Here is a 20,998-nt window from a genome sequence, read left to right as displayed (position 1 = left end):
GATGTCTCGACCTAGATTTGCTATTGCGATTTTTTTTGTTGCAATAGCAAGTGTTTCTGTATCTTACGCAGACGGTTTTTATACGATTATTGGTCCTGATGGTCGACCAATGATTGTTCCGAGTAAAAGGGTGGAACAAACTGTTGCACCGTCTAAAGTATTAACACATCCAGAGATAAAGGCGACTCGTCCAGAACAACAAGTATTGCCAGAAACATCTTTAAAATCAAAAGACTTGCCTAAATTAGTTAAAAAGTCTTCCAATACTGCATCAACTGCATCAACTGCATCAACTGCATCAACTGCATCAACTGCATCAACTGCATCAACTGCATCAACTGCATCAACTATCTCGATAAATAAACAATCTACAGTTTCAAAACAAGCAAAACTCAGTAAAGAAAAAACAGAAGTTATTGAACAAAAGTCCACTTTAGAAACTAGTAAAGAAAAAATAGTAATCAAGGATTCTGCTTCCCAACAAAAGATTGAAGAAAAAGTAGAATCGAATTCAGTTCAAACCTTGCCTAAGAATGTCGTTACTTCATCAACACCGGTAGCATCAAAAAAGGATGAGACGAAGTACACTACAATTGATGGTGTGGAATACGTCAATAACGAATATTTAGAGAATCAAGAGTTTAATCTAGAAGGAAAAAAACGTTTTTATATTATGCCTGACGGTTTAGGCCGTACTGAATCTATTGAGCGTAAAAAAGGCGTCGGACAATCTATCCTTAATAACGTATTACATCGATCTCATGAAGACCAAGTCTCTTCTGTGGTATTAGCTCCTACGTATGTGAGACTATCGCACAAAGAGTTGGCAAGCACTTTTGAAAACGATTTGTGTTTTATTAATGGCTATAAAAAATCAATTAAAAAACTGACCCAAAATAAAGAAGTGGGGTTATGGCCGAGAAAACCTCTTAAAGAAAAGTTTGAATACGAAGTCGTAAAAGTAGATTCTTCTATTAAGAATATACAAGTGGCTTCTTATGCTACAACAAATGACAAGCCAGTATATTATTGGCCTCTTGCAGTTTTCTTAGATGAAAAAGGTTGTGTCTTGGAAGGTGCTAGCGGTTTTAAAAGTAAGTCTTATCCTGCGACGATTTTACAACATGCCTCAATTTCAGGTGTTTTACAGGTACCAGAACGTACACATTATATTATGTTAACGCCTTTATCTTCGGCTGTAGATATGCCAGATCAAGAGCTATCTAATCAGGGACAAATTAAAATTTCGGTATTACGTTAAAAATAAATAGGAATGATGATGAGTAAAAATTTTTTATTACCTTTTGCATTATCCACATTGGCAATTGTATTAAATGGTTGCGGTGGTGGTGGCTCAACAATTAATGAAGATCCTACTCAGGGTGGAGGTGAAATTCCAACCACTAATTTGGATTGTAAAGCTGCTAATATTTCAGATGAGTCTTGTTTAAACTTTGAATTAAATTATCCAGTTGCTGGATTGAATTTTGATTGTAGTTTATCACCGAATCAGCATTATATTACTAAATTGGTTGGTAACTCGGTTGGTGGTGCTTGTAGTATCAGTAGTAGTAAATCTGATGAAACAATTACGCTTTATCTGCAAGGTAGTAATACCCACAAGATTGCGTTAGGTACGATAAAACTCGATACATTAGGAAAATACGGAACAACACATTTAACAGTTTTGGACATGGCAACAGCATTAACTGGCCAACCTCCAGCTTCAATGAGTAGTTCTGATCCAACGATTAAAGTGGCAATCGCTTTAGTTAAGTTATTCCAAAGTATTGGAGTTGAACGTCGCGATAATGTGGTGGGAGATTTACAACCAACCCAATTTACTCAAGATAAGAAAAACCTGTTGACGAGTTTGACACAAGATATAACCGCAACAGAATGGAAAAATGGACAATATGCAACTCTTCTCAAACCTTGGTTAGATGTAAGCAAAGTGTCTGATGCACAAGCTTATGCACTTGTAGTTCAAGTAACGAACTTAGCAAATGCTGCATTATTCCAGGCAACTGAAGCAACTTATGCAGGATTTGCAGATCCTGTAAGTTCTCCACTACCGCTTGGGTTTTATGGTTGTAATCAGGCATTAACAGATTGCTTTAATAAATCTACCACTAATTTACGTCATATGATGGCTAATATGTTCATGCTGACTGACCGTGAAGGTTATGCAATGGGATATGGTCTGCAATGGCGCGGTGATGCTACTTTCTATAAAGATGATAAAGGAAACGTGACTGGTGTTGCTCCACCAGTTTTATTGTGGACCAAAGCAAAACCAATGCAAATGCTGGTTGCTACCCAACAAAATGGCTGGCTCAACCCAATTTCAAAAGATATTCAATCGACTCAGCCATTACGTTTGAGCGTTGATAGCAATGTGAATAATGATTTGCAAATCTATCAAGGTAAGTTTATGAACGATTATGCTGTTGCGGGTAGTGAAGGTTTTTATAAGCAATTAACACGTTCAACAACAGGGAATATTCAGCATTATGGTTTATGGCGACAAACAGTAGGCACAGAAAACTATAAGGGTTCACTTGATATTATTAAAGCCAATCCAATTAGTTATCTTGGAAAAGAAATCTTTAAGACAGCAGCTAATGTGAGTTCTGGTCAACGTTATGTCTTCCCATTATATGCAACCTTAACATTCAGATTTGATACGACAGGGATAGCTCCTATCGATTTAGGTATTGTTGTTAATGAAAAGGGAGATATTCGTACGGATATTAAACCAAATGCAACTGCAACAGATATGTCTGGTCAATGTGCAACAGTAGCAGACAATAGCTTAATTGATAGTAATGGAGTACAACAATATAGACTTGGTACTACTGGAGGAACGCAGTCATCTGAAAATGATAGCTCTATTCCTGTTCGTATGATTTTATCACACCCTCAGTTAGGTAACCTTAATGGGATTTTGATGGGACTTAACTCTGTAATCAAACCAGATTCTGACCCAGAAGATAAGATAGATGACTCAATTTCAGTGGGTGGCGCTAAGATTAACCTCTATAATCTATTAGCAGGTCAAAACAGCAGTAGTAGTATTAATTTAAGTGATTATGACAACAAGACTGCGCGTTGGGTTAATCTGTATGCTTTCTATCAAGCTGTCTATAATAATATTAAGGATATTAGTCCTGCACCAACAGATGAAGAAAAAGCATTAGCACAACGTATTACTGGAACCGTGTCAATTAAACTTGCCGATCAGTCTATTCCAGCTTGTAAAGCAATTAAAACTAAGTCTTAAAATATTAAACAAATAAAAAAGACCGCTTAGCGGTCTTTTTTTATTATCTAATTAATTAACCCGTATGATCTAAACGAGTACCCAAAGTTTCAAGATGTGTTGGGAAAACTTGTTTTTTACGATCTTCAAAATAGTGTCTTAGGGTATGTTCGACACTAGGGAAGGCTAGTTCTCCCCATGGGATTTCATGCTCTTCAAACAGACGACTCTCAATGCTTTCTTCACCTGCACCAAAAATGCCATCTTTCAGCTGTGCTTTGAAAAGTACATAAATTTGACCAATACGCGGAATATTGTACATACAGTACAGTTGTTCTATTTCTATCTCAGCTTCTGCTTCTTCACGAGTTTCACGTGCTGCGCCTTGTTCCATGGTTTCGAACAATTCCATATAACCAGCAGGTAATGTCCATAAACCATAACGAGGTTCAATCGCACGACGACAGAGTAATACTTTGTCTTCCCATAACGCTAAGGCACCGCAGATTACTTTGGGATTTTCATAGTGAATATTTCCACAATGAGTACAAACACGGCGTACTTTATGATCACCTAAAGGAATTTTTTGTTCGGTTTTATGCCCACACGCTACACAGAAACTCATAATTATCATCGAGTATAGAGATGCCTCAGCATAACTGAATTTTTAGACTTACGCATCAACTCTATTCCCTAAGTTTGATTTTCAGATATGATGCAAAGAGAGACAGAATAATAGGTGAAAGGTATGGAAGAGCACTTGCTAACACAAAAGTTACAGCAAAGATTGCGCTTTTCCACCCGCATACAAGAAGCACAAGCAGCAGTACTCATTGCAATTACGAATGAGAATAATCCAAAGGTACTGCTTACACGCCGTTCAATACATATGAACAACCATGCGGGGGAAGTTTCTTTTCCGGGTGGAAAGCGTGATCCTAGTGATACCAGTAATATTGTTGTAGCGTTAAGAGAAGCTCAGGAAGAGACAGCTTTAAATCCGTTTGATGTACAGTTGTTAGGTGATTTGCCGATGCAGCGTGCAAGAAGCGGTTTGTCTGTAAAACCAATCGTTGGGCTTATTCCTCCAGAGGTGACTTTAATACCTCAGCCCACCGAAATTGATCGAATTTTCTTTGTCCCGTTACAGCAACTTATCGAGACGCGTCCGACACCCTATGAAGTACGGTATGCTCATCAGTCTTTATATTTTCCAAGCCTACAGATTGATAATGAAATTATCTGGGGTTTAACTGCTCGTATGTTAGTTGCACTGTTTAAATATGGATTAGGTTATCAAAAAGATTGGCCGTTTTTACTTAACTCACCAACCTTTGGAATGCCAAAGTTTTCTCATAAAAAATAAAGATCAGGATTGATAAATTATGATGTATAGCTATCAAGGCCAGCACCCAAAAGCCTTACATGAGCCATGGGATGGCTGGGTTGCTCCAACTGCAACGCTTATTGGGCAGGTAGAACTAGGCCGTCAGGTCAGTATTTGGTTTGGTGCGGTAGTGCGTGCTGATAATTGTGTAGTTCGAATTGGTAATTTTTCTAATATTCAAGAAAATTCTGTACTACATACCGATGCTGGACTTGAGTTAAATATTGGTGAATATGTCACGGTCGGTCATAAAGTCATGCTGCATGGTTGTACGATTGGTGATAATAGTTTGATTGGTATGAACGCCGTAATTTTAAATCGAGCTGTGATTGGTAAAAATTGTATTATCGGTGCGAATGCCTTAATTCCTGAAGGGAAGGTGATTCCAGATAATTCAGTGGTGATGGGTTCACCTGGCAAAATTGTCAAAACTTTAGATGAAGATAGCGCTGCAAAAATACGTTTGAGTGCATTGCATTATGCTGAGCACTTTAAGAACTATGCAGATTTAAAAGAATTCCACTTTTAAAATTTGAGTAAGATATATTCTATGCCAAGCACAAGCTTGGCATTTTTATTTAGAGAGAGAACAACTCGCCTATCAGAGCCGAGTGGGGTATCATAACCCTCGTTTTTAATCTGATTTAATACTAAGGTTGTGCATGAAATTGCTGGCGTTGGAAACTGCAAATGAGCAGTGTTCTATTTCATTAGTCGATGAAACCCAAGAACTGTTTTTTCAACTCGATACGCGGGCGAAAGCACAAACCCAAACCATTTTGCCCATGATTGAGCAGGGGCTACAAGAAATAGGTCTTGAAGTTGCTGGTTTAGATGCAATTGCCTTTAGCCGTGGGCCAGGTTCTTTTAGTGGTGTCCGAATTAATGCAGCTGTGACTCAGGCATTGGCATGGTCACAAGATTTACCCGTTATTCCAGTTTCTACTTTACAAGCTTTAGCTCAAGCGGCATATCGACTTGAAGGTTTGCAACAAGTGACTGCGGTTCTTGATGCGCGTATGAATGAAGTTTATATCGCAAGTTTTGTTCTAAATGAACAAGGTATCATGCAGTGTATTGATGAAGAAAAATTAATGGGCTATGAGCCAGCAGCTGTTTACGCAAAGCATTGCTTGATTGGTTCGGGCGCAAAACTACTTCAAGCTGATGCAGAGCATCAAACAATCACCGCAACTGCACAAGATATTGCTTCGATTGCACGTGTTTATGCAGCGCAAAAGCAGTGGGTTGATGCCGAACATGCTTTGCCAGTTTATTTACGTGATGATGCATGGAAAAAAATAGCGGATCAGGGTAAAGCAAAATAAAGGCTAATCATGCACATATATTTTGAAGTAGATTTTCAAGAACAAGCACAGCACTACCAAGCTGTGCTTTGTTCTAGAGGTGTGACTGTCGATTTGCAGTTAGTTGAAAAACTGAATGCACGTTTTTTACGTTTAAATCCTGAGTTGGCGCTGTGTGTAGATGAAAACGGATTATGGCTATCTGCAAACGGCATGAAAATGCAGCCTGACTGGAAAGCTGAAATTCCCCGTTTAAAGCGTGCAAGTCTTAAATCAGAAATGATTGCCCGTGCTTGTCAGTTAGGTGAAAAACCAATACTCGTTGATGCTACAGCAGGCTTAGGTCACGATAGTTTACTCATGGCTTACCTTGGTGCACAAATACAATTGGTTGAACGCCATCCAATTTTGTTTACCTTACTTGAAGATGCAAAAGCACAAGCTGAACAAGATAGCTTTTTAAGCCAGTTTATGGATCGGATTCAACTGACCTTTGCTGATTCTGCAACTTATTTACAACAGTTACAGCAGAAAGCCCAAACGGTTGATGTGGTGTATTTAGATCCGATGTTTCCGCAGCGTGACCAGAATCACCAAGCCATCAAAAAACAAGCTCAAGTCAAAAAACAGATGCAGCTTTTACATCTTCTTTTACCCGAAGATGGTGAAATGGATTTAGGGGATAATTTGCTGGTTTTGGCGCAGAAAGTTGCTAAACGTGTAGTTGTTAAACGGCCACGACATGCTATTTTTTTGGCAAATCAAGAGCCAGCTCATCAATGGCAAGGAGATGCTTGTCGTTTTGATGCGTATTTTCAGTAGGCTTATGTAAGGTTAGGTTTTATTGCTTGAATAATGCACAAATATATGTGATATAGTTCAAAAGCATGATTGCTAAAATTCTTAGCAGGCATACACTTAAGATGCCTGTCAAAAACGAAATTTTTGAAAACCTTCTATGATTGATCTTAAACCCTCCATTAACTTTTGGCATGATTTTAAAAGCAACCAAATTGCCGGAATGTGGCTGTTTTTGGGGTCAAGACGTTCTTTACAGATAGTGCATCCATCTATCCTTCAGCTCATTGTCTGGGGAATTTTAGGAGGGTGTACCAACTCTCTTTATAGTTGGCTTGTGGCGGGTCAAATCGGTGATTTCAATTCACAAGGTTTAATTGGTTATGCACTTTGGCCATTCATTGCCTTAATTGTTGGTATTTTCTTATCACAGCGAACCAATCAACCTCGCTTAATGCTAGTACCTGCTTTATTGTGGTTGGTTCTAGATACCAATATCTTATTAATTCAATGTTTAATTCAATATTTAGGTTCTAACGGTTATCTCAACTTTATTCCCGATGCTATTTATAACGGAATATTGCCGAGCTTATTTGTAGCTTTGTTTGTATGGCAAAGTTTAGCAGTAATTTGGGTTTTCTCACGTGAGCTCAAGTGGCCTTGGTGGGAACGTGCACTGGTTATGGTTGCGACTATTGCAACGATGGTGGTGTGGCAACTTTCTGTAAAAGACCAACCGATTTGGAAGGTAGAAGATTCTGCTCCAACGTTTGCTGAAGATGCTTTTTATGCGCAAAGTAAACTATTAAATGATTCTTTGGAGCAAGTCCAATATGGTGAACTTGCTAAGAGTCATTGGTATTTTTTAGGTGTTGCTGGCGATAGTTATCAAGACGTTTTTAAATCGGAAGTGGTCCGTATTAAAGAACAGTTTGATACACGCTTTGGAACGATTGGGCGTTCAATGATGCTGGTTAATAATCCAGACACCCGCACAGAAATTCCGATTGCATCTAAAACAAGTATCGAGTTAGCCCTACGCCGTATGGGCCAGCAAATGAACCGTGATAGTGATGTTTTATTTCTATATATGACTTCACACGGTGAACAAAATCATTTTGAAATTGAAAATGCACCACTAGATTTAGGACAAGTAGACCCGAAATGGTTGCGAGAAACACTTGATAAATCTGGTATTCGCTGGCGTGTAATTGTGATCTCAGCCTGCTATTCAGGAAGTTTTATTCCTGCTTTACAGTCTCCAGATACTTTAATTATTACTGCTTCAGCTGCTGATAAAACTTCTTTTGGGTGTAATAACGAAGCTGACTATACCTATTTTGGTCGAGCTTTTTTTGATTTGGCGATGCGAGAGCAATCGTCGATGAAAGATTCGTTTAACACAGCTAAGCAAACAGTTACCAAGTGGGAAGTGGCTCAAGGTGTTGAACCTTCAGAGCCTCAGTGGATGATCGGTAAAAATATGGAACTTATGCTACCTCAGTTGGAAAAGTATCTATTTCCTCAACAAAATACGGGTAGTGTAGATATTGCTCAAACAAAAACAGAGGCTAAAAACGATGCAACTCCTGCAAAAAAACCGCTGCTTTGAGGGCGAGCAGCGTATATACCAATTTGAATCTTCTTATTTAAAAGGATCAGCTAAGTTTGGTGTTTATTTGCCACCGGCAGCTTTAGAAGGTAAAGCTTGCTCAACTTTATTTTACTTAGCTGGTTTAACGTGTACTGAAGAAACCTTTGCCATAAAAGCGCATGCACAGCATATGGCAGCACAACTAAGCCTCATACTGATTACACCTGATACTTCTCCTCGTGGAGAACAAGTCACAGCAGGGGATCATTGGGATATTGGGCAAGGCGCGGGCTTTTATATTAATGCAACACAAGCACCTTGGTCTGAGCATTATCAAATGGAAAGTTATTTAATAGATGAGTTATACCCACTCATTTTAAAAAGCTTTCCTGTAAACGCTCAACAAGTCGGTATCTTTGGGCACTCAATGGGTGGTCACGGTGCATTAACTTTAGCGTTTAAATATCCAGAAAAGTTTAAGTCGGTATCTGCTTTTGCTCCGATCTGTGCACCAACTGAATGTGCATGGGGAGACAAAGCCTTTAGCCATTATTTGGGTGTAGACCGCGAAAGCTGGTTGGCTCATGATGCCACAGCGTTGGTCTCAAAAAATGGGGCAGTATTTGATGAAATTTTGGTAGATCAGGGTTTAGATGACCAATTTTATGAACAACTTCACCCTGAAAAATTTAAGCAAGCATGTTTAAAAGCGGGACAGCCTTTAACTTTAAGACAACATGCCGGTTATGACCATGGCTATTACTTTATTCAAACCTTTATGGATGAGCACTTACAGTTTCATGCAATCCAGTTAGAAAAGGTCGGCGGCTAATTAGTGCTGCCACTCCACCTGAAATTCTTGTTGAGCCATACGGTTTAGATGATCAAGGACAACTTTTTCTAAGTGGTCGTGGTCATCTAATTGGCTATCAATAGCAACATTTAACTGCTCTGTTTCTGGTGCAAGTGTAATCGTTGCTGTAGGCATTAAGATTTTAAAGTCTTGTTCAGTTTCGTGTACTTCGAACTTGTGTTTCCAATGATTAACCAGACGTTTTGCAATGCGTTTTCCATCGTTTGTTAATAGATAAGTTGTGCTTTTCATTATCAATCCTCACATTGGTTTAATGTACCTTAACAAATTCGTTTAGACGTTAGCATTCTATTGTTGCAACGTTACGTTTCAAGTTTGAAATGTTGTCATTTAAACAAGGAAGCGCGGGCCAAGTAGTTTCTTTTTTGTTATAATTTTCAGCCTCTCCTTAAATTTTTAGCCAGGTCATTCACCTATGTCCAAGCCTTACTTGATTGCTCCTTCTATTTTATCTGCCGATTTTGCTCGTTTAGGCGAAGATGTAGACAAAGTGTTAGCCGCAGGTGCCGATGTAGTACATTTTGATGTGATGGATAATCACTACGTTCCAAATTTAACTTTTGGTGCAGGTGTATGTAAGGCTTTAAAAAATTATGGGATTACAGCGCCAGTTGATGTACATCTAATGGTATCTCCAGTTGACCGAATTATTGGAGACTTTTTGGAAGCTGGTGCAGATATTATTACATTCCACCCAGAAGCATCTCACCACATTGATCGTTCACTACAGCTGATTAAGTCTGGTGGTGCTAAAGCAGGCTTAGTTTTCAACCCAGCAACGCCATTGCACTATCTTGATTATGTACTTGATAAAGTTGACCAAATTTTATTAATGAGTGTAAACCCAGGTTTTGGTGGACAAAAGTTCATTCCAATGACTTTAGAAAAATTACGTGAAGCTCGTAAAATCATTGATGCGAGTGGTCGTGATATTCGTTTAGAAGTTGATGGTGGCGTTGGTCCTGCAAATATCCGTGAAATTGCAGAAGCTGGGGCAGATATGTTTGTTGCCGGTTCAGCAATTTTTGGTCAACCAGATTATAAAGTTGTGATTGATCAAATGCGCGCAGAACTTGCAAAAGTAGGTAGCGTAGACGCTTAAAAAAGATATTCATCTGAGAATAAGCTTGTGGATAACTTTGTTTATAACTGTATGGATAACTGTGTTGATAACCGTATGGATAAGATGTTGGTAAAATAAACAAAATTAGATCAACCGTTTATTCTCTGGACAAAAATGATGAAAAAAGAACGTTTTGGCGTTCTTTTTTTATGCTCGCTGTATATTTTATTATCTGGTTTTTTATTAAGCTTTACTAAAAAATAACCTGTGTAAAAAACGATATGGCTCTGTGTAAAACTATTCTGTGAATAGTTCAATATAAAACTGTAAAAGTGTCATGAAAAATAAAGCTAAATTTGTTTTAATAAGATTTTAGTCAGAGATTTAGATAATTAATGTCGATAAAAATTTTAGCAGTAGATATGGATGGGACTTTTCTTAATTCTAAGAAGCAGTACAACAAAACACGTTTTTTAAATCAGTACGAACAATTAAAACGAAATCATATTCATTTTGTGGTAGCAAGTGGAAACCAACTCGCAAAGCTTATTACCTATTTCCCAGAAATTAGTCATGAAATTACTTTTATTGCAGAAAATGGTGCGCACGTTGTAGATGCAGGACAAGAGATAGCATTTGCTCATTTAAGCCAAGAACAATTTACTGAAATTTTAAAAGCGATTGATTCTATATATATTTCTAAAATGGTCATCTGTGGGAAACAGAGTGCTTATGTACATCGCAGCATGAACGCAGAGGACTATGCCAAAGTCGCTCGATATTTTGAAAAGCTGGCAGTTGTAGAGGACTTTTATGCACTAGATGACTTGGTATGTAAAATTACCTTTACTGCTGATGAAAATGAAAGCTTTGCAATTTTTGAACATTTCCAGAAGCAAAGTTTTGTGAAAGATAAAGTCTTAGTACCTGTTTCAAGTGGTTTTAATTTTATTGATTTAATCCTTCCAGACCAACATAAAGCCCATGGTTTAAAGCTATTACTACAAAAATGGCAGGTTGAACCTGATCAGGTAGTCGCGATTGGTGATAACAATAATGATATTCAGATGATTAAAGCTGTGGGGTATGGGTTTGCAGTTGAAAATGCAGTAGAAGCTTTAAAAGCTGTAGCTCCTTATGCAACTGTAAGTAACGAGCAAGAGGGGGCATTACATGTGATTGATTTAGTGCTTCAGCAACAAACACCATTTTCTTAATCACTTAAAAACAAACAGTTAAAAATGAAAATTGTATCTGTTTTAAAACTTGGTTATGCTAATGGAGTTAAGATTAATCGTCGGTTCTAGGCAATAAGCTCTAATGACTCTACAACACTTACGCAAGTATGCTTGGTTTGTGTTCCTAATGACTTTGGTCATTGGGTGGAGTGGTGTGTCTATTGCTCAGACGCCGATGCAGCATGATCTTCCTACTATGCCGTGTCATAGTGAAAAAATTTCGCATAACAATATGCATAGTCATGCTAGTGATCAAGCCATATGCCATGAGTCTATGGATCAGGTTTCTCACTCGCATGGTGAGCATTGTCAGGACTGTAACCCAGTTCATTGTCAGATTGTGAATCTGGCATTACAGCAAGCATTACCGGATCTTGAATCACAATTCATTCCTATTTCCTCTCAATTTAGCAGTATTTATCAGGCTCAGCATTTAGCCGGATACTGGCAAGAGATTTTACGCCCACCTAAAGCTTAATCCTTTCTTACTTATTTTTTTAATTAAAAAGGATTACAGCAATGTCTCATAAAACAATTAGCAGCCTCGTCGCTGTATTTGGTCTATTGGTTTCCCCATGGACTCTTGCCGCAATTAAGGAATATCACCTGAATATTAATGAACAGCAGGTGAATATTACGGGTCAACCGTTAAAGCGAATTACAGTAAATGGAAAATTTACAGCCCCACTTCTTGAGTTTGAGGAAGGAGATGAGGCTGTGATTCATGTTCATAATCAATTAAAGAATCAAGACACGTCTTTACACTGGCATGGGTTGTTACTGCCAGGGTTAATGGATGGTGTACCGGGTTTCAATGGTTTTAAAGGAATCGCACCAAACGGAGATTTTGTTTACCGCTTTAAGGTGAAACAAAACGGCACCTATTGGTATCACGCCCATAGTAAAGGCCAAGAGCAAGATGGTTTATATGGCCCGCTCGTGATTTATCCGAAAGGAAAAATACCCATAGCTGCACATGAAAAAACCGATCGTGATTATGTAGTGATGCTTTCAGATTTTCATAACTCTTCTAGCGATAGCATTATGAAGAATTTGAAAAAATCTGCTGAGTATTATCAAAACCGCCGTGAAACCGTATCTGATGTTTTAAAGCAAGTTAAAGCACAAGGCTTAAAAACAACTTGGCAAGATCGTTCGATGTGGAATCAGATGCGAATGTTAAAAACCGATATGTCTGATGTGACGAGCTATACCTTCTTAGTCAACGGTAAGACACCACAGCAAAACTGGACAGGTAATTTTAAAGCTGGCGAGAAGGTTCGATTACGATTTATTAATGCATCTGCTATGTCATTTTTTGATGTCAGAATTCCAAATTTGAAAATGACAGTTGTAAGTACAGACGGGCAGCCAGTTAAGCCTGTGGCAATTGATGAGTTTCGTATTGGTACCGCCGAAACTTATGATGTCATTGTAGAACCTAAACAGCCAAATTATCAGATTGAAGCAGAGTCTATTGACCGCAGTGGTTTTGCCATCGGTACTTTGCATAATGAAAATACTCAGGCGGTTGGCCCAATTCAAATGCCAGAACCACGTCCACGCGCTTTATTGACTATGGACGATATGGGCATGAGCCATGGCAATGGGGCGAGTGATAAACATGCAGGCCATCAAATGAACATGCAACATGGCATGTCGACTATGCCTGAAATAAAAAGAGAGGCGGGCCAGACTAATCATGATCATGCAATGATGAACATGGATCATGACATGAAAAATATGTCATCTGGCGAATATGATCATTCTATGATGCAAATGAAGCACGACATGTCAGCGATGCCTGAGATGACGCATGATATGCCGGCAATGTCATCTAGCGAGCATGACCACGCTATGGTGAATATGAATCATGAGATGCCGACTCAATCTGAGAATAAGCCTAAAAAGGATGAGCCAGTTTATGGCTGGGCAAATGCTTCAACGCCAGCGGGTATGAAAGCACTGCAATATAGCGATTTGCAGTCTTTAAGTCCTCAACCAGATACACGTGCGCCAGAGCGAGAGTTAGTCATTCATTTAGGCGGCAACATGGAGCGTTATATCTGGACTATTAATGGCAAGAAGTTTAGCGAAGCTGCGCCATTGCAAGTTAAATATGGTGAGCGTATCCGCTTGAAGTTTGTGAATGACAGCATGATGGCGCATCCAATGCATTTACATGGCATGTTCATGCAATTGGAAAATGGTCAGCAAGCTGAAAACTTACCAAATAAACATACCGTTATTGTTCCGCCAGGAAAGACCGTTACTGCGTTATTGACAGCCGATGCTTTGGGAGAATGGGCGATTCATTGCCATCTGCTCTATCACATGAGTGCAGGCATGATGAATAAATTAATTGTTGCTCAAGTCAACGATGAGCAACAACCCGCTCAGACCCAGCCAACTGTTCAATCTGAAAATGAGAAAGGAGCTAGTCATGTGCATCACTAAGTTATTTTCTCAAATGATATGTTGCGGTGTTTTCTCTGGTGTATCGGTTCTTGCTTTGGCACAAGAACCCTTAACACATGATCATTTACGTGAACATGGTGGACAGATCTATCAAGCAACAAAAATTGATACTGGCTGGACTCAAAATGAAGAAGGAGAAGGCAGCTTTTCTTCTGAATTAGAAACTTGGGTGGGAACGGATGAAAACAAATTATTCATTAAAGCCCATGTTGATAAAGCCGAGTCGGAAGATGCTAATTACGGCGGTTCAGTACTTTACAGTCGAAATATAGCTGACTATTGGGATGTACAGGCTGGGGTAAACTACGAGCGTTCGCAGAGGGAAGATGAAAAGCAAGATCGCTGGGCTGGTGTAGTAGGTTTACATGGCATGGCACCTTACTTTTTTGAAACTGATGCTTATCTTTCTGCAGGTGAAGATCAGCTATGGAAGTTAAGTTTAGAAACGGAAAGGGACTTACTCTTTACACAAAAGTTAATTGGTAAACCTTATTTAAAAGCAGATGTTATTTTGCAGGATGAATCTCGCTATGCAAGTAAAACAGGTTTATCAAATTTACAAGCTGGTTTTCAAACCCGTTATGAAATCAACAAAAAAGTGATGCCGTTTGTTGATGTTGGTTACGGCTATGAAAAAGGTTTAAAACAAACTGCTTGGCAAACTGGAACCGACTCAGAACATGGTTGGTATTATGGAGCAGGGTTAACACTTAAGTTCTAATTGCCGAACAAAAATTAAGCTTAATGATATGCCATTGGTTTATACTAATGGCATTGTTTTTTGTGTCAGTTATGGTGCACAGATGGCTTTAGAAAAACAACAGAATCAAATACATTTAAGTAAAACTAGTTCTAGCTGCGGGTGCTCAAGCGTACCGTCTCAGGAGTATTCTACTCCTAGTGAACCTGTGACTAAAAAGAGTCAATGGGTAAGTTATTATCATATTCCTCGTATGGATTGTGCAGCCGAAGAGCAAATGGTGAGGATGGCTTTGGCCTCTTACGCTGACGATATCCAAGAGCTTCATTTTGACTTGCCAGCACGACATTTGGCGATTTATCACAGTGTTCAAGCTGAAATGATTACTCAAAGTCTACAGCGTTTAGGGCTAGGGGCCGAACTACAACAAACACAGCCACATTATGAACCCGTTGAAAAACCAAAAAAGGTACGAGCCAGTTCTTCAAGTAATGCAGCACAAAAGCAAGTTTTACAATGGTTGTTGCTGATTAATGGGGTCATGTTTGTCATTGAGTTGATGGCAGGCATTATTGCTTCATCGACAGGGTTAATTGCTGACTCGCTTGATATGTTTGCCGATGCTGCAATTTATGGCATTGCTTTATTTGTGGTAGGTAAAAATCTAGATGCACAATTAAAGGCTGCGCATCTTTCTGGATGGTTTCAGTTCGCTTTAGCCATGATTGTGTTAATCGATGTATTGCGCCGTTTTATGTATGGCAGTGAACCTGTTTCAATTCTCATGATTTTAATTGGCGGATTAGCGCTTGCAGCCAATATTAGTTGCCTTTATTTAATGAGAGACCATAAGGAGAGTGGGGCACATATGAAGGCGAGTTATATCTTTTCTGCAAATGATGTCATCGTAAACTTGGGTGTGATTGTCGCGGGAATATTGGTTGCCATAACAGGCTCTCGTTATCCTGATTTGATTATTGGATTAATTATTGTTTTGTTTGTCTTAAATGGTGCACGAAAAATTTTACAGTTAAAAAGTGAATAAGATTCTCTAAGACAGGCGAGCTTTAGATAGGGTTTGCCTTCATTTTTTATTTTAAAGTAAACTGAGTCCTCACATAAAGGAGGAACGACCTCCCCCATAATGGGTAATCATGTCGGGACGACCTGACACTATAAAAATTAGTGAATGTTATGGCTTGGGCTATTTTAATTTTAGCAGGTGTATTTGAAATCATTTGGGCATATTCTATGAAAATGTCCGAAGGTTTTACCCGTTTAACCCCTAGTATTATTACCGTAGTTTTTATGATTTTGAGTGTAGTTCTACTTTCAATTTCAATGAAAACGTTACCCCTTGGCACTGCCTATACGGTTTGGACAGGAATTGGCGCAATTGGGTCATTTTTAGTCGGTATTTTCTTTCTTCATGAGCCTATTGGTGCTATGCGAATGATTGCCGCTGTCTTGATTGTGTCAGGTTTGGTTTTAATGAAAATTTCATCGCCGTCCTAAGAGAATAAACTATGTTGCTGTCTTATAAGTATATCAATTCGCCTGTTGGGCAATTAAAGCTAGTTGCGAATGAAAATGCTTTGGTGGCAGTACTCTGGGACAATGAAAATCCAAAACGTGTTCGGCTGGCCGAGCTGGTCGAACAACTTGAACATCCCGTTTTATTAAAGACCGAACAACAATTAGAAGAATATTTTGAAGGTAAGCGCCGTGAGTTTACATTGCCACTAGATTTTGAAGGAACCGCATTTCAAAAGCTGGTTTGGTCTGCTTTACTTACCATCCCTTATGGCGAAACAAGAAGTTATAAAGATATTGCTGTTCAAATTGGAAATGAAAAAGCGGTGAGAGCAGTGGGCGCGGCAAATGGCAAAAACCCGATTTCAATTATTGCACCTTGTCACAGAGTCATTGGTGCGGGTGGTGCTTTAGTGGGTTTTGCTGGCGGGCTTGATAAGAAAGATATTTTATTAAAACTAGAGCAACAATGAGCCGTTTTTGCGCTCGATTTTTTTAGACTTTTCTACTAAGCTGTCAATTATGATATTTCATAAGGCTGGTGCTTCACTGCATTGCTTTTTTTGAAATATTGATCTTATTCAACAAACTTTGGATGTTCTAAAAATGGCTGTCGGTGACGTAACAATGCCACAAATGCATGTGGTAAAAGGTGTAAAAATTGGCTCAACAGAAGCATATGTACGTTACCAAAACCGACGAGATTTAGTCATTTTTGAGTTTGCAGAAGGTTCAAATGTTGCTGGTGTATTTACTCAAAATGCATTTTGTGCAGCGCCTGTTCATGTCTCTAAAGCCCATCTTGCCGAAGGTAATCCTCGTTATTTAGTGATTAATACGGGTAATGCCAATGCGGGAACTGGGCCTACGGGTTTGAAAAATGCTCAGGATACTTGTGCGAAGTTAGCGGAGCTTGCTGGAGTAAACAGTTTTGAAGTTCTTCCATTTTCTACGGGTGTGATTGGTGAGCAGCTTCCAATGGAGCGTTTACTTGCTGGGCTGCAGCCGGCGTTAAATACTTTGCAAGACACGGCATGGAATGACGCTGCATCTGGCATTATGACGACAGACACCGTACCTAAAGGTGCATCTGAACAATTTGAGCTTGATGGCATGACTTATACTATGACAGGTATTAGTAAAGGCGCGGGAATGATTCGCCCGAACATGGCAACCATGTTGAGCTTTGTGGCCACAGACGCACCTATTCGCCGTGATTTAGTACAAAAGCTATTAAAGACCACGGTTGAGCATTCATTTAACCGTATTACGATTGATGGCGATACCTCAACAAATGACTCTTGTATTTTTGTAGCAACAGGTCAGGCGGGTGGCGCTGAAATTACATCGGATAGCGATGTACGCTACGTTAAAGTCTTAGAAGTACTTGCTCGTGTAATGAATCGTTTAGCACAGTTAATTGTCCGTGATGGTGAAGGTGCGACGAAGTTTATTACTGTGGCTGTAGAAGGAGGCGCAAATACTCAAGAATGTTGTGACATTGCTTATAGCATTGCGCATTCACCACTTGTCAAAACTGCACTTTTTGCGTCGGACCCGAACTGGGGACGTATTTTAGCTGCAATTGGCTATGCAGGAGTTAAAGACTTAGACGTGTCTAAAATTCAAGTGTGGTTAGACGACGTACAAATCTGTAAAGACGGCGGCGCAGCTGAGGACTATACCGAAGAAGCGGGCGCGCGCGTTATGGCTCAAACCGAAATTACCATTCGTGTTGATTTAGGACGTGGTCAGGCCAAAGACACGGTATATACCTGTGACTTATCTTACGACTATGTCAAAATTAATGCTGATTACCGTTCTTAAATATCAGTTATAATCAAGCCTCGACAAAGAGGCTTTTTTATTAGCCCCATCTTTTGATATTAAATGATTCAATCCATAAATCATTTAAGCAGTAACGTTATATGCGAGCAGGTATGCCAGCATGAAGGATAGAGAAGACGTTTTATGAGTGATGCGACTTTAATTGCCAACGATGCAAAAAACATTGTACAAGCGCATTTAGACCGTTTAGGTGAGCCAAAAGACAATCGCTTAAGTGAAGAAGCAAAACAACAAAAGTTTGCACAGATCGAAGCAGAGCTCAAAAAACGTGATGCTGTCCTTGTTGCTCATTACTATTGCGATCCCGAAGTACAAGAACTCGCCGAAAAAACAGGTGGATGCGTTTCTGACTCTTTAGAAATGGCCCGTTTTGGACGAGATCATGCTGCCTCAACACTCGTAGTTGCGGGTGTAAAATTTATGGGAGAAACAGCTAAAATTCTGTCTCCTGAAAAAACAATTTTAATGCCGACGCTTGAAGCAACCTGTTCACTTGACTTAGGTTGTCCAGTTGACGAGTTCACAGCATTTTGTGATCAGCACCCAGACCACACCGTAGTTGTGTATGCCAATACATCGGCTGCTGTTAAGGCACGTGCAGATTGGGTCGTGACTTCAAGTTGTGCAGTTGAAATTGTTGAGCATCTAGATAGCTTAGGCGAAAAAATTATTTGGGCACCAGATCAGCACTTAGGTCGCTATATTCAAAAGAAAACTGGTGCAGATATGTTGCTTTGGGATGGCGCATGTATTGTGCATGAAGAATTCCGTGCACGTGGCATTGCCAACATGAAAGCACTATACCCAGACGCTGCGGTATTGGTACATCCGGAGTCACCAGAGTCGGTTGTAGAGATTGCCGATGCGGTAGGTAGTACTTCTCAACTGATTAAAGCTGCGCAGACTCTGCCAAATGAAAGACTCATTGTGGCAACTGACCGCGGTATTTTTTACAAAATGCAGCAAGCAGTGCCTAATAAGATTTTAGTTGAGGCACCAACAGCGGGTGAGGGAGCAACTTGTCGTTCATGTGCTCACTGTCCGTGGATGGCAATGAATGAACTCGACGGAATTTTAGAAGTTTTACAAAAAGGTGATCAGGAAATACACGTTGATCCAGCGCTTGCTGAACGTGCCAAAATGCCTTTAGATCGAATGTTAGCCTTTAGTGCATCGTTAAAACGTTAAAAAACCTCAAAATGCTTGTTAAATATACATTTGATAAGGATTTTTAACTTTTTTTGAGAATAGGTGTTGACGTCTGAGGGCGTCGCGCCTAGAATGCACACCGTACCGCACGATGTGCGATACAGCAAAAGCTGAGATAGATCGGAGCATAGCACAGCCTGGTAGTGCACCTGGTTTGGGACCAGGGGGTCGTAGGTTCGAATCCTACTGCTCCGACCACTTAAAATAATATTTTAAGATCGGCGAAGTATCGCATGATAAGCATCATCGGTTAAGCGCCTGTAGCTCAGTTGGATAGAGCATCCGCCTTCTAAGCGGATGGTCACAGGTTCGAATCCTGTCAGGCGCGCCATTTGGTAGCTTGGTACATAGAACTTATTTGATGGTGGATGTAGCTCAGTTGGTAGAGCCCTGGATTGTGATTCCAGTTGTCGCGGGTTCGAATCCCGTCATTCACCCCAATTTCGGAGCATAGCACAGCCTGGTAGTGCACCTGGTTTGGGACCAGGGGGTCGTAGGTTCGAATCCTACTGCTCCGACCATATTTAAAAGCGTTCAAGCTTTCTAAAATATCCCAAATATTAAAATCATTTCTTCTAGTCTTACAGTTAGAAGGAATTTTTTTGTTTTCTAGTTCGAAATTTTAATTCATACATACTGCAATTTTTGAACTTCTTTATCTAAGCTCTGTTCTCTGTTATTGATATTTTTGCCTTAACTCATCTTTTTCTTGTTCTGATAAGAATGCGACCTTTAGTCCATTTTCTTGAGCTGTATAAATTTGCTCAGGACTTAAACCAGCTAAAGGGGCAGCAGTTAAATACTCATATTGTATCTCAATGCCTTCTACCGCAGGGTCATCTGTATTAATAGTGGCAAGTACACCATGTTCTAAAAAAGCCTTTAATGGATGTTCTGCTAGTGAGGGTACTGTATTGGTTTGAATGTTTGAAGTGAGACAAGATTCAATACCAATTTTATGTTTAGCTAAATAATCTAAAAGTTTTAAATCTTGAACTGCTTTAACACCATGTCCAATTCGTTCAGCACCTAATTCTTCAATGGCTTGCCAAATACTTTCAGGACCAGCAGCTTCGCCTGCATGTACCGTAATATGCCAACCTGCATCACGTGCTTTTTTAAAGTGATCAATAAATAAATTGCCCGGAAAACCAAGCTCATCTCCAGCGAGATCCAACGCTTTAATATCATTTTTATGGGCGAGTAGAGCATTTAACTCTTTTTCGCAGGCTTCTTGACCAAAAGTACGGCTCATAATGCCAATTAAATTCGCTTTTACCCCGTAAGCTTGACTGCCTTCTTTCACACCAGCAATAACTGCTTCGACAACACCTTCAAGGGGGAGTTGATGTGTCATTCCCATATAACCCGGTGAAAAACGCAGCTCTACATAATCTAGCCCTTGTTGTGCTGCATCTTGCATGTTTTCAAAAGCAATACGTTTGCAGGCATCTAGGCTCGCTAATACCTTTACGCCCCAATCGAGCTTTGATAAGAAACTTAATAAGTCAGGTTGGTTATCCATCACTTGTACATGCGGGCGTAAAGATTCAATGTCGTAGGCAGGTAAATCTAAATTGTATTGTTGCCCCAAGTCTAAAATGGTTTGAATGCGGATGTTGCCATCAAGATGACGGTGTATATCTGTAAGCGGGAGCGTTTTTGTAATCATAAATCTCTTCTTATCTGTTTGTATTAATTCATCAT

Annotated in this window: 21 protein-coding genes and 4 tRNA genes; 22 read left to right on the top strand and 3 right to left on the bottom strand. The window is 39.6% G+C overall.

Going from position 1 to position 20,998, the window contains the following annotated elements; all coding sequences use genetic code 11:
- The first annotated feature begins 1 nt into the window (after position 1).
- Positions 2–1,261 carry a putative pilus assembly protein FilE gene (gene filE, locus POD11_RS12395; RefSeq protein ID WP_262457337.1) on the top strand — a complete coding sequence of 420 codons (1,260 nt, stop codon included), beginning with the start codon at positions 2–4 and terminating at the stop codon, positions 1,259–1,261.
- Positions 1,262–1,273: 12 nt separating this feature from the next.
- Positions 1,274–3,283: a putative pilus system protein FilF gene (gene filF, locus POD11_RS12390; protein WP_080649505.1), complete on the top strand. Its 2,010-nt coding sequence runs from the start codon at positions 1,274–1,276 to the stop codon at positions 3,281–3,283.
- 55 nt (positions 3,284–3,338) lie between these two features.
- Here filF and POD11_RS12385 read toward each other — a convergent pair whose 3' ends face one another.
- Entirely contained in the window at positions 3,339–3,887 is a 549-nt protein-coding gene (locus POD11_RS12385) for an NUDIX hydrolase (protein WP_002115876.1), read from the bottom strand.
- Between the two features lie 114 nt (positions 3,888–4,001).
- Here POD11_RS12385 and POD11_RS12380 point away from each other — a divergent pair, with 114 nt between their 5' ends.
- The 6 genes from POD11_RS12380 (at position 4,002) to fghA (ending at position 9,180) form a co-directional block, all read left to right on the top strand.
- A complete protein-coding gene (locus tag POD11_RS12380) occupies positions 4,002–4,628 on the top strand; it encodes a CoA pyrophosphatase (RefSeq protein ID WP_080649504.1) in 627 nt (208 codons plus the stop codon).
- Positions 4,629–4,650: 22 nt separating this feature from the next.
- A complete protein-coding gene (locus POD11_RS12375; RefSeq protein ID WP_262457347.1) occupies positions 4,651–5,178 on the top strand; it encodes a gamma carbonic anhydrase family protein in 528 nt (175 codons plus the stop codon).
- Positions 5,179–5,311: 133 nt separating this feature from the next.
- Positions 5,312–5,977 carry a tRNA (adenosine(37)-N6)-threonylcarbamoyltransferase complex dimerization subunit type 1 TsaB gene (gene tsaB, locus POD11_RS12370; protein ID WP_262457336.1) on the top strand — a complete coding sequence of 222 codons (666 nt, stop codon included), beginning with the start codon at positions 5,312–5,314 and terminating at the stop codon, positions 5,975–5,977.
- 9 nt (positions 5,978–5,986) lie between these two features.
- Positions 5,987–6,778, top strand: coding sequence for a class I SAM-dependent methyltransferase (locus POD11_RS12365; RefSeq protein WP_262457335.1), 792 nt, complete (start codon positions 5,987–5,989; stop codon positions 6,776–6,778).
- 136 nt (positions 6,779–6,914) lie between these two features.
- Positions 6,915–8,366 carry a C13 family peptidase gene (locus POD11_RS12360; RefSeq protein ID WP_005071224.1) on the top strand — a complete coding sequence of 484 codons (1,452 nt, stop codon included), beginning with the start codon at positions 6,915–6,917 and terminating at the stop codon, positions 8,364–8,366.
- A complete protein-coding gene (gene fghA / locus POD11_RS12355; protein WP_262457334.1) occupies positions 8,335–9,180 on the top strand; it encodes an S-formylglutathione hydrolase in 846 nt (281 codons plus the stop codon). The genes POD11_RS12360 and fghA overlap by 32 nt, the downstream gene beginning before the upstream one ends.
- Here the strand turns inward: fghA and POD11_RS12350 are convergent, their stop codons facing one another.
- Positions 9,181–9,453 (bottom strand): DUF2218 domain-containing protein, encoded by a 273-nt coding sequence (locus POD11_RS12350; protein ID WP_262457333.1) that lies wholly within the window; start codon positions 9,451–9,453, stop codon positions 9,181–9,183.
- Positions 9,454–9,637: 184 nt separating this feature from the next.
- Between POD11_RS12350 and rpe the strand changes: the two genes are divergently transcribed.
- From rpe to POD11_RS12280, 14 genes are all read left to right on the top strand, one after another.
- The gene (gene rpe, locus POD11_RS12345) at positions 9,638–10,324 is read left to right on the top strand and encodes a ribulose-phosphate 3-epimerase (RefSeq protein WP_000043044.1); all 687 of its coding nucleotides are present in this window, start codon (positions 9,638–9,640) and stop codon (positions 10,322–10,324) included.
- 356 nt (positions 10,325–10,680) lie between these two features.
- Positions 10,681–11,502, top strand: a complete 822-nt coding sequence (locus POD11_RS12340; protein WP_262457332.1) for a Cof-type HAD-IIB family hydrolase — start codon at positions 10,681–10,683, stop codon at positions 11,500–11,502.
- A 103-nt stretch (positions 11,503–11,605) separates the two neighbouring features.
- Positions 11,606–12,001, top strand: a complete 396-nt coding sequence (locus POD11_RS12335) for a hypothetical protein (RefSeq protein ID WP_224993375.1) — start codon at positions 11,606–11,608, stop codon at positions 11,999–12,001.
- 41 nt (positions 12,002–12,042) lie between these two features.
- Positions 12,043–13,980 carry a copper resistance system multicopper oxidase gene (locus POD11_RS12330; protein WP_262457331.1) on the top strand — a complete coding sequence of 646 codons (1,938 nt, stop codon included), beginning with the start codon at positions 12,043–12,045 and terminating at the stop codon, positions 13,978–13,980.
- Entirely contained in the window at positions 13,967–14,722 is a 756-nt protein-coding gene (locus POD11_RS12325) for a copper resistance protein B (RefSeq protein ID WP_262457330.1), read from the top strand. Before POD11_RS12330 ends, POD11_RS12325 begins: the two co-directional genes overlap by 14 nt.
- A gap of 28 nt (positions 14,723–14,750) precedes the next feature.
- Positions 14,751–15,746: a cation transporter gene (locus tag POD11_RS12320; RefSeq protein WP_262457329.1), complete on the top strand. Its 996-nt coding sequence runs from the start codon at positions 14,751–14,753 to the stop codon at positions 15,744–15,746.
- A gap of 149 nt (positions 15,747–15,895) precedes the next feature.
- Complete coding sequence (locus POD11_RS12315) at positions 15,896–16,216, top strand: DMT family transporter (protein ID WP_004703760.1); 321 nt, start codon at positions 15,896–15,898, stop codon at positions 16,214–16,216.
- 11 nt (positions 16,217–16,227) lie between these two features.
- The gene (locus tag POD11_RS12310) at positions 16,228–16,707 is read left to right on the top strand and encodes a methylated-DNA--[protein]-cysteine S-methyltransferase (RefSeq protein WP_016144407.1); all 480 of its coding nucleotides are present in this window, start codon (positions 16,228–16,230) and stop codon (positions 16,705–16,707) included.
- A 133-nt stretch (positions 16,708–16,840) separates the two neighbouring features.
- Positions 16,841–18,061 (top strand): bifunctional glutamate N-acetyltransferase/amino-acid acetyltransferase ArgJ, encoded by a 1,221-nt coding sequence (gene argJ / locus POD11_RS12305; RefSeq protein WP_262457328.1) that lies wholly within the window; start codon positions 16,841–16,843, stop codon positions 18,059–18,061.
- 144 nt (positions 18,062–18,205) lie between these two features.
- Entirely contained in the window at positions 18,206–19,270 is a 1,065-nt protein-coding gene (nadA, locus tag POD11_RS12300) for a quinolinate synthase NadA (protein ID WP_002115913.1), read from the top strand.
- A gap of 142 nt (positions 19,271–19,412) precedes the next feature.
- A tRNA-Pro gene (locus tag POD11_RS12295) sits at positions 19,413–19,489 on the top strand.
- A gap of 56 nt (positions 19,490–19,545) precedes the next feature.
- Positions 19,546–19,622, top strand: a tRNA-Arg gene (locus POD11_RS12290).
- Between the two features lie 33 nt (positions 19,623–19,655).
- Positions 19,656–19,731, top strand: a tRNA-His gene (locus POD11_RS12285).
- A 4-nt stretch (positions 19,732–19,735) separates the two neighbouring features.
- A tRNA-Pro gene (locus POD11_RS12280) sits at positions 19,736–19,812 on the top strand.
- A gap of 155 nt (positions 19,813–19,967) precedes the next feature.
- Here the strand turns inward: POD11_RS12280 and add are convergent.
- Positions 19,968–20,963 (bottom strand): adenosine deaminase, encoded by a 996-nt coding sequence (add, locus tag POD11_RS12275; RefSeq protein WP_262457327.1) that lies wholly within the window; start codon positions 20,961–20,963, stop codon positions 19,968–19,970.
- Between the last annotated feature and the right edge of the window lie 35 nt (positions 20,964–20,998).

It is taken from the genome of Acinetobacter sp. P1(2023), assembly GCF_028367635.1.
In the GTDB taxonomy this organism is placed as follows: Bacteria; Pseudomonadota; Gammaproteobacteria; order Pseudomonadales; family Moraxellaceae; genus Acinetobacter; species Acinetobacter pittii_E.
This window is presented reverse-complemented; position numbering and strand designations above follow the sequence as displayed.